At 66.4% G+C, this 12,388-nt stretch carries 15 protein-coding genes; 4 read left to right on the top strand and 11 right to left on the bottom strand.

What is annotated here, in order from left to right; translation table 11 throughout:
• The first annotated feature begins 98 nt into the window (after positions 1 to 98).
• Positions 99 to 1,025: a DUF2993 domain-containing protein gene (locus N416_RS0117700; RefSeq protein ID WP_024443437.1), complete on the top strand. Its 927-nt coding sequence runs from the start codon at positions 99 to 101 to the stop codon at positions 1,023 to 1,025.
• A gap of 9 nt (positions 1,026 to 1,034) precedes the next feature.
• Positions 1,035 to 1,802 (top strand): DUF2993 domain-containing protein, encoded by a 768-nt coding sequence (locus N416_RS0117695; RefSeq protein ID WP_024443436.1) that lies wholly within the window; start codon positions 1,035 to 1,037, stop codon positions 1,800 to 1,802.
• A 4-nt stretch (positions 1,803 to 1,806) separates the two neighbouring features.
• Here the strand turns inward: N416_RS0117695 and N416_RS0117690 are convergent, their stop codons facing one another.
• The 8 genes from N416_RS0117690 to N416_RS0117655 all read right to left on the bottom strand — a co-directional run bounded on the left by N416_RS0117690 (position 1,807) and on the right by N416_RS0117655 (position 7,462).
• Positions 1,807 to 2,316, bottom strand: coding sequence for a hypothetical protein (locus tag N416_RS0117690; protein WP_024443435.1), 510 nt, complete (start codon positions 2,314 to 2,316; stop codon positions 1,807 to 1,809).
• Positions 2,313 to 3,473 carry a DUF4226 domain-containing protein gene (locus N416_RS22230; protein WP_024443434.1) on the bottom strand — a complete coding sequence of 387 codons (1,161 nt, stop codon included), beginning with the start codon at positions 3,471 to 3,473 and terminating at the stop codon, positions 2,313 to 2,315. Before N416_RS22230 ends, N416_RS0117690 begins: the two co-directional genes overlap by 4 nt.
• Positions 3,474 to 3,524: 51 nt before the next feature.
• Complete coding sequence (gene deoC, locus N416_RS0117680) at positions 3,525 to 4,217, bottom strand: deoxyribose-phosphate aldolase (RefSeq protein ID WP_024443433.1); 693 nt, start codon at positions 4,215 to 4,217, stop codon at positions 3,525 to 3,527.
• Positions 4,217 to 4,624: a DUF2599 domain-containing protein gene (locus N416_RS0117675; protein ID WP_036458442.1), complete on the bottom strand. Its 408-nt coding sequence runs from the start codon at positions 4,622 to 4,624 to the stop codon at positions 4,217 to 4,219. The genes deoC and N416_RS0117675 overlap by 1 nt, the downstream gene beginning before the upstream one ends.
• Positions 4,625 to 4,628: 4 nt before the next feature.
• On the bottom strand, positions 4,629 to 4,892 hold the full coding sequence (locus N416_RS0117670) for a DUF2516 family protein (RefSeq protein WP_192830924.1): 264 nt from the start codon (positions 4,890 to 4,892) through the stop codon (positions 4,629 to 4,631).
• A gap of 61 nt (positions 4,893 to 4,953) precedes the next feature.
• A complete protein-coding gene (locus tag N416_RS0117665; RefSeq protein WP_024443430.1) occupies positions 4,954 to 5,568 on the bottom strand; it encodes a hypothetical protein in 615 nt (204 codons plus the stop codon).
• Positions 5,569 to 5,629: 61 nt separating this feature from the next.
• Positions 5,630 to 6,022 carry a helix-turn-helix domain-containing protein gene (locus N416_RS0117660; RefSeq protein WP_024443429.1) on the bottom strand — a complete coding sequence of 131 codons (393 nt, stop codon included), beginning with the start codon at positions 6,020 to 6,022 and terminating at the stop codon, positions 5,630 to 5,632.
• An 87-nt stretch (positions 6,023 to 6,109) separates the two neighbouring features.
• Positions 6,110 to 7,462, bottom strand: coding sequence for a DUF445 domain-containing protein (locus N416_RS0117655; protein ID WP_196805155.1), 1,353 nt, complete (start codon positions 7,460 to 7,462; stop codon positions 6,110 to 6,112).
• 203 nt (positions 7,463 to 7,665) lie between these two features.
• On the opposite strand from N416_RS0117655, the gene N416_RS0117650 reads away from it, so the two are divergent.
• Positions 7,666 to 8,415: a TetR/AcrR family transcriptional regulator gene (locus N416_RS0117650; protein WP_024443427.1), complete on the top strand. Its 750-nt coding sequence runs from the start codon at positions 7,666 to 7,668 to the stop codon at positions 8,413 to 8,415.
• A 144-nt stretch (positions 8,416 to 8,559) separates the two neighbouring features.
• Positions 8,560 to 9,006 (top strand): hypothetical protein, encoded by a 447-nt coding sequence (locus N416_RS0117645; RefSeq protein WP_024443426.1) that lies wholly within the window; start codon positions 8,560 to 8,562, stop codon positions 9,004 to 9,006.
• A gap of 4 nt (positions 9,007 to 9,010) precedes the next feature.
• On the opposite strand, the gene N416_RS0117640 is transcribed toward N416_RS0117645, so the two are convergent.
• From N416_RS0117640 to N416_RS0117630, 3 genes are all read right to left on the bottom strand, one after another.
• The gene (locus N416_RS0117640) at positions 9,011 to 9,865 is read right to left on the bottom strand and encodes a 3-hydroxybutyryl-CoA dehydrogenase (protein WP_024443425.1); all 855 of its coding nucleotides are present in this window, start codon (positions 9,863 to 9,865) and stop codon (positions 9,011 to 9,013) included.
• A 169-nt stretch (positions 9,866 to 10,034) separates the two neighbouring features.
• Complete coding sequence (aceA, locus tag N416_RS0117635; protein WP_024443424.1) at positions 10,035 to 11,321, bottom strand: isocitrate lyase; 1,287 nt, start codon at positions 11,319 to 11,321, stop codon at positions 10,035 to 10,037.
• A 300-nt stretch (positions 11,322 to 11,621) separates the two neighbouring features.
• Positions 11,622 to 12,388, bottom strand: a 767-nt coding sequence (locus N416_RS0117630; RefSeq protein WP_036458445.1) for an acyl-[acyl-carrier-protein] thioesterase, incomplete at its 5' end; no start/stop codon positions are given.

Here is a 12,388-nt window from a genome sequence, read left to right as displayed (position 1 = left end):
GCGAGTCCCCCTGGGCTCGCCCCGCCGACCAACCCGAACCGCAAGACGGCGCTACACCGTCTCGCCCACCGGAGCCGTCCGCATCGCCCACCCAGCAGATGCCGGCGGGCGGTCATGAAGAGTCCACCAGTCGAATCCCCGCAGCGCCCGCACAACCTCCGGTGCCCCCGCAGGCCCCGCCAACCGCGCAGGCCGCCGCGCCGCCGCCCGCCGACCCGCGGCCGGGAACCGCCGGTGAGGCGCCCACCACCGTGATCGAAACCACGGATTCCCCGTCGCGGTCGGCGTCGATGCTGCGTGATCCGCTGGCCGTGGTCCTGATCCTGGTCACGGTGATCGCGCTGGCGCTGGCCGGGTTGATCGGGGCCGAACTGATCGCCCGACGTATCGGCGACAGCAAGGTGGCCAAGGCGACCGAGTGCGTGGTGAACGACAAGGCCAGCGCCTCGTTCGGGGTGACGCCACCGTTCCTGTGGCAGCACATCACCGGCAACTACACCAACATCTCCATCCACACCGCGGGCAACCAGGTCAAAGACGCCAAACAGATGACGGCCGACCTGAGCATCTCCGATGTCGATCTGCACGGCACCGGCGACTCGCGTGGCACTATCGGTTCGCTGCAGGCGACGCTGACCTGGCCGTCAGCCGGGATCAAAGAGACCGTTCAGAACATGGTGCCGATTCTGGGCAACCTGGTCTCAGACCTCAAGACCAATGCGCAGGACGGCACCGTCGAACTGCGCGGTGCGTTCGGTCTGGCCACCGTTGTGGTCAAGCCCGCAGTCGTCAACGGGGGCCTGTCCCTGCAAGTGCAGAAGCTGACCGGCCTGGGCACTCTGACCCTGCCGCGAGAGTCCCTGCAGCCCGAGTTGGACCGGTTCGCCTCGGAGTTGACCAAGCGTTACCCGCTCGGTCTGCGCGCCGACAGCATCGAGGTCACCGATACCGGTGTGGTGGCGCGGTTCTCCACCAGCAACGCCTCCATTCCACGGTCGGATGACCCCTGCTTCGCTCATCTGTAACCTTGCACAATGAGCGCACCCGGACCCACCCATCGGTTTTCCGGCCTGCCGGCGATCATGCTGGCCCTGACCGCGGTGCTCGCAATAGCACTGGTCGGGATGCTCGGCGGTGAGCTTTACGCGCGCCACCGGGCGAACACCTTGGTCGCCGAAGCCGTCAAATGCGAGGCGCAGGACAGTGCCACCGTGTCCTTCGGGACCACTCCCCCGGTGCTGGCGCAGTACTTCAACGATGAGTACTCCCACATCTCGGTCAAGACCGCGGGCAATCAGATCCGGCAGGCCAAGGGCATGCGCCTCGATCTGGACATCCGCAACGTCCGGCTGAACAAGGACGCTGGCGCCTCGGACTCCAAGGGCACTATCGGGTCACTGGACGGCACCATCACCTGGCCGGCCGAGGGCATCAAGGAGTCCATCCAAGAAGTCGTCCCGGTGATCGGCAGCATCGTCACCGGCAGTGTCACCGCCGATCCCGACGCCGGCACCGTGCAGCTCAAGGGCCTGCTCAACAAGGCGACGGTCAAACCGCAGCTGGTGAACAACGGGTTGTCGCTGCAGGTGACCGAGCTGGAACTGCTGGGCCGTGATCTGGACCGCGACAGTGTGCAGCGCAATCTCGATGAGCTCACCGCGAAGGTGACCGACGACCTTCCGCTGGGCATCCACCTCGACAGCGTGGAAGTCACCGATTCCGGTGTGGTGGTTAAGTTCTCAACCCAGAATGCCGCCATCCAGCAGGGGACCTCGTCGAGTCGCTGCTTCGACTCGCTGTAAGGCGTCAGACCCGGACCAGCCGGAAGTACCCGTACAGATAAGCGGCCGGGTGTGCCGCTCCCGGCACCCCAGCGGGGTTGAGCCCGGCGACCAGGATCAGGTCGTCGTTGAACCAACTCCGAAGCCCGCCGCTGTGTCCGTACACGCTGTATTCGACGGCGAAGTCGCTCGAGAAGCCGTCCGCCGTCAGCTCATAGCCGTAGGGCGCGAGGCAGGGCCCAACGAAGTGCCGCAACGCATCCCAGACCAGCGGGGCACCGGAAGCGAGAAACCGCTCCTCAGCGACCCGGTAGCCGGGTTGTATGCCGTCGGCGAATTGCCGTAGCTGCTGCTCGGCTCCGGCGTGATCGGGCACCGACGTGACGGGGACATCAGCGCTCTGGGCATACTCCCGAATATCCGCCAGCGCGGGTGGTGCAGCGCTTCGGTATTGCCAGAAGACATATCCGGCAAGGGCTATGACGAGCCCCATCACCACTGCTGCGCTTATTGCCATCGCCTTGCTTGCCTTCATCCGAGTGAACCGATGTTGACGCCCGACATCGGATGCGTGCCGAGGGGGCCGGGCAGCCCGGACCCGATAAGGTCGCCGAGCCGAACGGTGACCAGCGCATCGGGGGTGTCGATCGGCGTGCCGGTATTGTTCTCCCAGGGATTGCGCAGCGTCACCATGGCGTCACTGCCGGTACCGCTGATGCCTTCGACCACATACACATGACTTTGCGTCAAGGGTGCTCCTTCCGGAGAAGTTGAGATCGTCACCGGCTGATGATTGGTCAGGGCCCCGGAAATCGCTTGGTCGATATGCTGATTGGTGAACCAGACGCTCTGCGGGTTGATCACGGTGCCGCGATTGCCGGTCAGCGCCTCCATCGCGTCCTTGGCATAGCCGCCCTGCCCGATCCCCACTTCGTTGCCAAGGGCATCGGCGAGATCCGTTCCCGGGTATTTGAGTTTCGCGTACGCCGACTCCAGCACCGCCGGCCACAGCGCGGCGTCGGGGCGGCCATTGTCGAGCCAACTTGCGCCGTTGTGTTTGATGTCGGTGTCGATGTCGGCCTGCGTGACGTCCACGTGTTTCCACGCATGCCCGTCCCAGAGGGTGACATCGAAATTGCCTGTGCCGTCGTCGAAATGAATGCGATCTTTGATCCACTGCGGGTTGGCGTTGGCGATGGCGCCCATGGTGGCATCCAGATAGCAGTCCCCGACGCTGTCCTGTTTCACGTCTGCGGCGGTCGGATCATGCGGGTAGAGATCGTTGTCGGTCCACCGGCGCTCGCCGGCGCCCGCGCCGATCGCGGGAGACAGGGGCGCGCCGACGCCCATCGGATACCGCAGCGACTGCAGCATCCCCGTCCTGCTGGTGCTGTCAGTGGAGACCTCGCCGACCACCCGGTGGATCTCCCTGGCCTTGGCGGCAAGGAACGCCTGGAACTGCCGAGCGCCGGCCGGGGTGTCGAGGCCGAGCAGGCCTTGCCGGGCAACGACGTCGCTGATCTCGCCCTCAATGGCATCAAGGCGCCCGCGGCCCCACGCCACCTTTCGACATGCCCCCCGCAGCGCCTCGGCGAACGCGCGGTCCACCTCGACGGCCGTCGCGAGGCGCTGCACCAAATCCTGCTCGCGCGCACGCGCGGCGTCGGCGAATGCACCACGCACATCGGGCATAGCCGCAAAGGCTATCGGCGGTCTGCGGACTTGGGTAGTCACCCAGGCGGGCTACCCCAATCCGTCGAGCACCCCGCGGGTGCCGGACAGCCCCAATCGCGTCGCTCCTGCCTCGAGCATGGCCAGCGCATCCTCCGCACTGCGGATACCGCCGCTGGCTTTGACTCCCAGCCGGCCATCGACCGTGGCGGCCATCAGCGCCACCGCGTGCACACTCGCGCCGCCGGATGGGTGAAATCCGGTGGAGGTCTTGACGAAGTCGGCGCCGGCATCTTCAGCGGCCCGGCAGACAGCGATCAGGGCGGCGTCGCCGGCGAACTCCAGCAGCGCGGCGGATTCGACGATCACCTTGAGCACCACCTGGGGTACCGCGGCCCGCACGGTGGCGATGTCGGCGCCCACCGCGGCGAAATCACCGGCCAGTGCCGCGCCGACGTCGATGACCATGTCGATCTCGGCCGCCCCGTCGGCGGCGGCCAGTGCCGCCTCCTGTGCTTTGACCACCGACAGATGCTTGCCGGACGGGAAGCCCGCGACCGCCGCGATCGGGACGCCGGAGGGGTTGGCCTCAGCCGCAATCGCCACCATCGACGGCGATACGCACACCGCGGCCACACCGAGTTCGGCGGCTTCGGCGACGACGGCCACCACCTGCTGCGCGGTGGCTTCAGGTTTGAGCAGCGTGTGATCGACCAGTCGCGCCACCTGGTCACGGCCCCAGCGGCCGGCGGCAGTCACGGACATCAGAAGGCCTCCTCGGCGGCGCCGGGATTGCACCCGGATTCGAGCATGGTCACGCCGTCGACGACGGGGCGCCACGGCTCAAGGTTCCAGCTGGTCTTGCCGGGTCGGGCGAACTCGGCGTAGCTCCAGTGGCAGAGGAATTGGTCGCGCATGCCGGGCGTATCGGCCTCGGGGGTGCTGGCGAGCACCTCGCGCCAAGCCTGTTCACCCGCCCCGTCGGTGTCGAGTCGCAGCGCCGCCGCCCGCGCGGAGGGGGTCGGGTACACCCGCAGACTCGACTGGCCGTCGTAGCTGACCCACTCGGTGTGGTCGACATAGCCGGACAACGTGGTGTCAGCGGTGGCCGGCGCCGCGCCCAACACCGCGGCTGTGGCACCCGAGGCCGCAAGGACGAACGCACGCAGCATGGGGCTAGCGGGACTTGCCTTGGACCTCAAGGAGTCGGGGCCGCACGTCCACCAGGTAGACCCCTGCCGCGCAGGCCGCGATCGCCATCCCCATCACCTGCAACAGCAATGCCAGCAGCCCGCACACCCCGAGGATCACCAGCCAGACCGGCTTGGTGAGCTTGTCAGCGGCGGGGTAGGCGTCGGAGCGTTGCATCGCGGCGTGCACAAAGGCGTACACCGACGTCGCGAAGACAGCTATCTGCAAAACGCCAAGGACGGTACCCACCAGGTTCGCAGCGATCACGCTGCAAGCCTAGGCGGGCACCGTCCCGGGCGTCGAACTGCGACTACTTCTGGGTGACCTTCTTGGCCGGAGCCTTCTTGGCGGCGGCCTTCTTGGCCGGAGCCTTCTTGGCAGCCGGAGCAGCCTTCTTGGCAGCCGGAGCCTTCTTGGCGGGGGCCGGCGCCGGCTCGTCCTTCTTGGGCAGCTCGATGCCGACCAGCTTGGCGGCGCGCTCGCCGACCTCACGGGTCTGCGACGCGACGTTGCCCAGCACCTCCTGGGTCAACTCGACGGCCTGGTCGACATAGCCCTCCACCTGCGCCGAGGCGTCGTCCAGACCGGACTGGCTGCGCAGCCGCACCAGGGCGGCCTCACCGCGCGCCACCAGGTCGTTGTACCGCTCGCTGGCCGCCTCCACGTAGCCCTCGGCGGCCTTGCGCAGCTCCTCGCTGGTGAAGCGCTCCCGCAGCTCGGCGAGCTGCTCGGGCAGTTCCTCCTGCAGCTTGTTCAGGCGAGCGCGGCTCTCCTCAACCCGGGTGCTGGCGTCCTCGCGCGCTTCGCCGGCGCGATCGCGCAGGTTGGCGACGAGGTCGTTCACGGTGGCCAGCGCCAGGTCGGCGGCGCCGAGCGCGGCGAGCAGCGGGGCCTTCAGTTCATCGATGGTCGGGTTCTCGGCCATGTCGGGTTCCTTTCAGGTTGAAATCGTGCGTAGGTAATTCGGTCAGGAGAACGACAGAGGATCAGTCAGGTGGCATCTCCTCACCGTCGGCTTCGTTCTGCTGGACGAAAGACGTGTAGATGTCGAGCAGAACCTGCTTTTGCCGTTCCGTGATCGCTGCATCGGCAATTACGGCGTCACGGACCTCGCTCTTCTCGCTCGGCTCCAAAATTCCCGCCCGGATGTAGAGCACCTCGGCGGAAACCCTGAGGGCCTTGGCGATCTGGTTGAGGACGTCAGCGGAAGGTTTACGCAGTCCACGTTCGATCTGACTCAGATACGGGTTGCTGACGCCGGCCTTGTCGGCCAGCTGACGCATGGACACCTGCGCGGCTTCGCGCTGGGACCGGATGAAGCTACCGATATCCGCCGCTGCCGTGGAGACCACCGCGGCGAGCTTGTCATCCTGCGACACCGGTGACCCCTTTCGTGGACTTGCGATTGCTGGCACGTGCCACGATACGGCCTAGTGCTAACTTTTGCAAGCACTTGCTAGCGCAGGTCAGAACATAAGTTGAGCTATGGCGTAGATCGCCAGGCCGGCCAGCGAGCCGACTACCGTGCCGTTGATCCGGATGAACTGCAAGTCACGCCCGACGTGCAGTTCGATTCGCCGGCTCGCTTCGGCGGCATCCCAGCGCTCGATGGTCTCGGTGATGATTGCGGTGATCTCCACCCCGTAGCGACCCACCAGATGCTGGGCTCCCCGCACGATCCAGTTGTCGACCTTGTCGCGCAGTTCGGCCTTGTCACGCAACGATTCTCCGACCTGGACCACGGTCGCGGCCACCCGCGTCCGCAGCGCGCTGGACGGGTCGTCGACGCCTTCGAGCACCAGTCGCTTGAGCGTCCGCCAGGCAGTCTCCGCAGCCTTGGCGACTTCCTCGCGGGCCATCAGCTGCTCTTTGACCGCGTCGGCCTTCGCGATGGTCGCTTGGTCGTGCTGCAGATCATCGGCGAATTCGAACAGGAATCGGGTCGCGCTGCGCCGCAGTTCGTGATCAGGATTACGTCGCACCTTGTCGGTGAAATCCATCAGTTCACGGTGGATGCGGTCGCCGACCAGGTGGTCGACGAATCGCGGCGACCAGGTCGGCGAGTCACGCTCGACGACCCGCTGGATGACTTCGCCGGCATTGAGCGACCACTGGAAGGCCCGGTCGGCCAACAGCTGGATCAGCGCCTCCTGCCGGTTCTCCGCCAGCAGGGAACCCAGCACCCGGCCGACCGGCGGGCCCCAGTGCGGCTCGGCGATGCGTTGCACGATCATCCGGTCGATCAAATCCTGGACATCGTCGTCGCGCAGCATCTCGATCAGGACCCGCAGCACGGTCGAGGTTTCGGCGGCCACCCGCTCGGCATGCGTCGGCTCCGACAGCCATTTGCCCACCCGGCCGGCGATCTGCGCGTCGCGCAGCTTGGTCTCGATCACCGGCGGTGACAGGAAGTTCTCCCGCACGAAAGTGCCCAGCCCCTCCCCGAGCTGGTCTTTCTTGCGCTTGATGATCGCGGTGTGCGGGATGGGTATACCCAGCGGATGCTTGAACAGTGCGGTGACCGCAAACCAGTCCGCAAGCGCGCCGACCATGCCGGCCTCGGCGGCGGCGCCGACGTAACCCACCCAGAGGGGAGCTGTACCGTCAGCCTGCGCCCACCGACACAGCAGGAAGACCACAGTGGCGCCGAGCAGGAAGCTCAGCGCCACCACTTTCATCCGGCGCAGATCACGCAATCGGACCGCGTCCGCGTCCGGATCAGCGCCCGCGAACGACTCCGCCAACGACTGCACGGTTCGCGCGGCGCCCGGCCAACTCGACTGGTTCTCTGGATGCACCACACCACCATCATCCGCCAACTACGCGGCTGGGCATATGCGGCAGTTTCAACTTCGCCTCACCTCCGGCGAGCCTCGCCAAACCGCCGGATGTATGCGGCAGTTCCAGCTTCGCCTCACCTCCGGCGAGCCTCGCCAAACCGCCGGTAACTGTTACCGGACCACAGAGTTTGCTGCACCAGCCCGTATTATCTATTGCGTCTAGGGAATGGGAATCCGCGATAGTGGCAGAGCAGCTCCAAGCCGGCACCGCCAAGACAGACGGTCGTAAGCGGCGTTGGCACCAGCACAAGGTCGACCGCCGCAACGACCTCATCGACGGAACGATCGAGGCGATCCGGCGCCGCGGCCGCTATGTGAGCATGGACGAGATCGCCGCAGAGATCGGCGTGTCCAAGACGGTCCTGTACCGGTATTTCGTCGACAAGAACGACCTCACCACCGCGGTGATGATGCGCTTCGCGCAGACCACCTTGATCCCGAACATGGCGTCGGCGTTGTCGGCGAACCTGGACGGATTCGACCTGGTTCGCGAGATCATCCGGGTATACGTGCAGACCGTCGCCAACGAACCCGAGCCCTACCGGTTCGTGATGGCCAACAGCTCGGCCAGCAAGAGCAAGGTGATCGCCGACTCCGAGCGCATCATCGCCAGGATGCTCGCGGTGATGCTGCGCCGCCGCATGAACGCGGTCGGGATGGACACCCGCGGGGTGGAGCCGTGGGCGTACATGACCGTCGGCGGAGTGCAGCTGGCCACTCACTCGTGGCTGCTGGACCCGCGGATGAGCGCCGGCGACCTGATCGACTACCTGACGATGATGACCTGGAACGCGCTGTGCGGGATCGTCGAGGTGGGCGGATCGCTGGAAAAGTTCAACGCCGGGCCGCACCCGTCACCGATATTGCCGTGGCGGCGGGCGGCCAGCGTGCAGGCGCGCACCGCCGACGCATCGGCGCGGTCCGCGCACTGACCTGGCCTCCCCCATCGGACACTGCCGATTACCAGGGAAATCCCTGTATCTCTCGACGGCGCAATCTCCTACCGTCGCAAACGGGACGTCAGAACCGACCTGTTGTGACGCGCAGTCCCATCGACGGAAGGCAGGTGCCTCACCATGGCCACAACGGGCTACCGGCAGGCCGCCAAGACGGTCGTGTCGGCGCTGATCGCTGCCGGAGCATTCCTCAGCGGTGCGTCACTGGCCGGCGCGGACGACCCGGATCAGCCGGGCGGGCAAGGGCAGGACGCCTGCGCAAGCGGCGACCAAAGCCAGCAACCGCAGGATCCGCAGGCATGCGGTGCCGGTATCGCCAATCGCGCCATTGGCGAGGCGCCGAAAGCCGCCGACCAGGCAGCGCGCGCCGCCGGCCAGAACGGTCAGAACACCCCGCCCGGGGACCGTCCGCCGCAGGACCTGATCACCAGCACGAAGTGCGTCATCTTCAACGGGGCCCCAACCCTGCTACCGCCGGAGGGCTTGTCCCGCACCGCAACGCCGTTCGACTCTCCCATGGAGGGCAAGCCGTGCTGGTTCGTCTTCGGCGTGACCCCCACGCACTAGCGGATCAGTAGGTGTAGAAGCCCCGGCCGGACTTCTTGCCCAGCTGGCCGGCCTCGACCATGCGCAGCAGCAGCGGCGGCGCGGCGTAGAGCGGCTCCTTGAACTCCTCGTACATCTTGTCCGCGATCAGCTTCAGCGTGTCCAGGCCGACCAGGTCGGACAGCCGCAGCGGGCCCATCGGGTGCGACAGGCCGGCGACGATGGCCTTGTCGATGTCCTCGACGGTGGCAAAACCCGACTCGAGCATGCGCACCGCCGACAGCAGGTAGGGCACCAGCAGGGCGTTCACCACGAAGCCGGAGCGGTCCGAGCAGCGCACCACCTGTTTGCCCAGCACCGCACTGGCGAAGTCCTCGGTGCGGTCCGCGGCGGCGGGGTCGGTGACCAGCGTGCTGACCAGCTCGACCAGCGGCAGCACCGGAACCGGGTTGAAGAAGTGCAGGCCCAACACCCGCTGCGGGTTCTGCGTGGCAGCGGCGATCTTCATGATCGGGATGGACGAGGTGTTCGACGCGAGCACGGCGTCGGGGTCGGTGATCACCCGGTCCAGCTCGGCGAAGATCTTCGACTTGACCGTGTCGTCTTCGATGACGGCCTCGATGATCAGCTGACGGTCCGCCAAGTCACCGAGGTCGGTGGTGAAGGTCAGGTTCGCGAGCGCGTCGTCGCGCTCGCGCTCGGTGATCTTGCCGGCGCTCACGCCGCGCTCCAGCGACTTGACGATTCGGTTGCGGCCCGCGGTGACCAGTGCGTCGGTGGTCTCGAAGATCTTCACCTCGACGCCGGCACGCGCCGACACCTCGGCGATTCCGGCGCCCATCTGCCCGGCTCCGATAACACCTACACGTTGGATCGACACGATCTCCCTTTCAGTCAACGGCAGCAACAGGCCCCGCCCAGGCTGGCTGGACGGGGCCTGCGCTGTCAACTCCCCCGCGGTGCAATCCGACTTCCACCGCGGGAAATGTCAGCGGCTCAGTGGCTCACACCTTCGGTTCCACCTCGCCTCGTGGCTGGCGCCACTCGGCTCAGTGGAACTGGCCCTCTTCGGTGGAACCGGCCAGCGCCGTGGTCGACGAGGTCGGGTCCACGGTGGTGGCGATCCGGTCGAAGTAGCCGGCACCGACCTCGCGCTGGTGCTTGGTGGCGGTGTAGCCGCGCTCCTCGGCGGCGAACTCGCGCTCCTGCAACTCGACATAGGCGCTCATCTGCTTGCGGGCGTAGCCGTGGGCCAGATCGAACATCGAGTAGTTCAGGGCGTGGAAGCCGGCCAGCGTGATGAACTGGAACTTGAAGCCCATGGCGCCCAGCTCGTTCTGGAACTTCGCGATGGTCGCGTCGTCCAGGTGCTGCTTCCAGTTGAACGACGGCGAGCAGTTGTAGGCCAGCATCTGGTCCGGGAACTCCGACTTGACGCCCTCAGCGAACTTGCGGGCCAGCTCCAGGTCCGGGGTACCGGTCTCCATCCAGATCAGGTCGGCGTAGGGCGCGTAGGCCTTGGCACGCGCGATGCACGGCTCCAGACCGTTCTTGGTGTAGTAGAAGCCCTCCGCGGTCCGCTCACCGGTGATGAACGGCCGGTCGCGCTCGTCGACGTCGGAGGTGATCAGCGTGGCGGCCTCGGCGTCGGTCCGGGCGATCACCACGGTCGGCACGTCGGCGACGTCAGCGGCCAGACGAGCCGAGGTCAGGGTGCGGATGTGCTGCTGGGTGGGGATCAGCACCTTGCCGCCGAGGTGGCCACACTTCTTCTCCGAGGCCAGCTGGTCCTCCCAGTGCGAACCCGCGACACCGGCGGCGATCATCGCCTTCTGCAGCTCGTAGACATTGAGCGCGCCACCGAAGCCGGCCTCGCCGTCGGCCACGATCGGGGCCAGCCAGTTGTCCACCGAGGTGTCGCCCTCGACCTTGGCGATCTCGTCGGCACGCAGCAGCGCGTTGTTGATCCGGCGCACCACCTGCGGCACCGAGTTGGCGGGGTAGAGGCTCTGGTCGGGGTAGGTGTGGCCGGACAGGTTGGCGTCACCGGCGACCTGCCACCCGGACAGGTAGATGGCCTTCAGGCCGGCCCGAACCTGCTGGACGGCCATGTTGCCGGTCAGCGCGCCCAGGGCGTTGATGTAGTCCAGGTCGTGCAGCTGCTCCCACAGCACCTCGGCGCCACGACGGGCCAGGGTGTGCTCCTCGACGACATGGCCCTGGAGCGCGACGACATCCTCCGCGGAGTAGGTGCGGGTGACACCCTTCCACCGCGGGTTGTGGTCCCAGTCGTGCTGGATCTGCTCGGGGCTCTTCGGCGTGCCAACGGTCGACATAGGATGCGCTCCTTTGCGTTCTCGATCGGTCGGGGTCGCCGGAGCCGAGAATTGCTTCTCGGCTTTGCTAACACCCCGATCAATTCACTGGTGTGTTAACGCGACCTTGGCACAGGACATCTGCCCTGGTCCAGCCGTTTCCTTTGCCAATTTCCGCCATGCATCACGGCCAAATTGCAAAGTTTGCGAAGAACCATCGGGAAAGCCCGTCACGAAATCCGCCGGAAAGCTACCGGCCGGTAACATATCCGCACAGGTCAACGCCCGTTTTAGCAGTACGCCCGTACTGACTAGAACGTGTTACAGCGGGAAGATCGCGGCGAGGGCCTTGACCTCTTCGCCCACCAGGTATGTGAGCGTTCTAACAGTGCGATCGGCCAGTCCGGGGCCGAACTGATCGGTCGATCCGGCCGGGTGGACATGGGAGACGATCTCTAGTTTGTCCCCCAGGGCGACCGGCGCCTCGTGTTCCAGGTTGACCCGCAGCGGCGCCGCGAGCAGTTCGGGATAGCTCGACAGGTAGTCCTCGACCACGCTCCAGTACACCGAGTTGTTCATGTGGTCGAACAGGTCGATGTCGGTGAACCGGATCGGGTACTCGTGGATCTCGTCCGCGTCCTCCCGACCCCCGGCCTTCAAGTAGGCCTTCCAGCGCAACCGATCGACGGTGGTGGTGCGCTTGAGCCCGGCCAGGAAGTCCTCGGAGATCCGCGCCGGCCCCTGCGTCTCACGGTTGATGTTGATCCAGAACGCCTCGGATTCGATCAGCCCGCCCTTGCGGCCATCGATGCGGACCCGCATCTCACACCAGCGGTTGGAGGTGCCCGAACACCACCGGCGCATCCGCAGCATGTCCTGGAACTCGATCGGACGAATCAGGTCCATCATGGTGCGCCGTACGATCCACAGCGGGTGCGTCTCCTGATATCCGCCCTCGCGCAGCTGATCCTGGCCGATGTCCTGGATGTGGCGGGCAGCCGCGTCCATCCGCAGGCGGCCCAGCCGGTCGATGTCGGCGACCCGCAGCGGCCACTGCCGGTCGAACACGTCGGGTAAGTCCCCTGGGG

Source organism: Mycobacterium sp. UM_WGJ (genome assembly GCF_000455125.1).
Taxonomy (GTDB): Bacteria; Actinomycetota; Actinomycetes; order Mycobacteriales; family Mycobacteriaceae; genus Mycobacterium.
Note: the sequence above shows the minus strand (reverse complement) of the source record. Positions and strands in the feature narration are given on the sequence as shown.

Excerpts from the sequence above, each read along its gene's own strand:
- aceA (WP_024443424.1), bottom strand. The coding sequence starts at position 11,321 with ATGTCGACCGTTGGCACGCCGAAGAGCCCCGAGCAGATCCAGCACGAC.
- deoC (WP_024443433.1), bottom strand. The coding sequence starts at position 4,217 with ATGTCCGTGACTGCCGCCGGCCGCTGGGGCCGTGACCAGGTGGCGCGA.
- N416_RS0117700 (WP_024443437.1), top strand. The coding sequence starts at position 99 with ATGCCGGCGGGCGGTCATGAAGAGTCCACCAGTCGAATCCCCGCAGCG.
- N416_RS0117695 (WP_024443436.1), top strand. The coding sequence starts at position 1,035 with ATGAGCGCACCCGGACCCACCCATCGGTTTTCCGGCCTGCCGGCGATC.
- N416_RS0117645 (WP_024443426.1), top strand. The coding sequence starts at position 8,560 with ATGGCCACAACGGGCTACCGGCAGGCCGCCAAGACGGTCGTGTCGGCG.
- N416_RS0117690 (WP_024443435.1), bottom strand. The coding sequence starts at position 2,316 with ATGAAGGCAAGCAAGGCGATGGCAATAAGCGCAGCAGTGGTGATGGGG.
- N416_RS0117665 (WP_024443430.1), bottom strand. The coding sequence starts at position 5,568 with ATGGCCGAGAACCCGACCATCGATGAACTGAAGGCCCCGCTGCTCGCC.
- N416_RS0117675 (WP_036458442.1), bottom strand. The coding sequence starts at position 4,624 with ATGCTGCGTGCGTTCGTCCTTGCGGCCTCGGGTGCCACAGCCGCGGTG.
- N416_RS22230 (WP_024443434.1), bottom strand. The coding sequence starts at position 3,473 with ATGCCCGATGTGCGTGGTGCATTCGCCGACGCCGCGCGTGCGCGCGAG.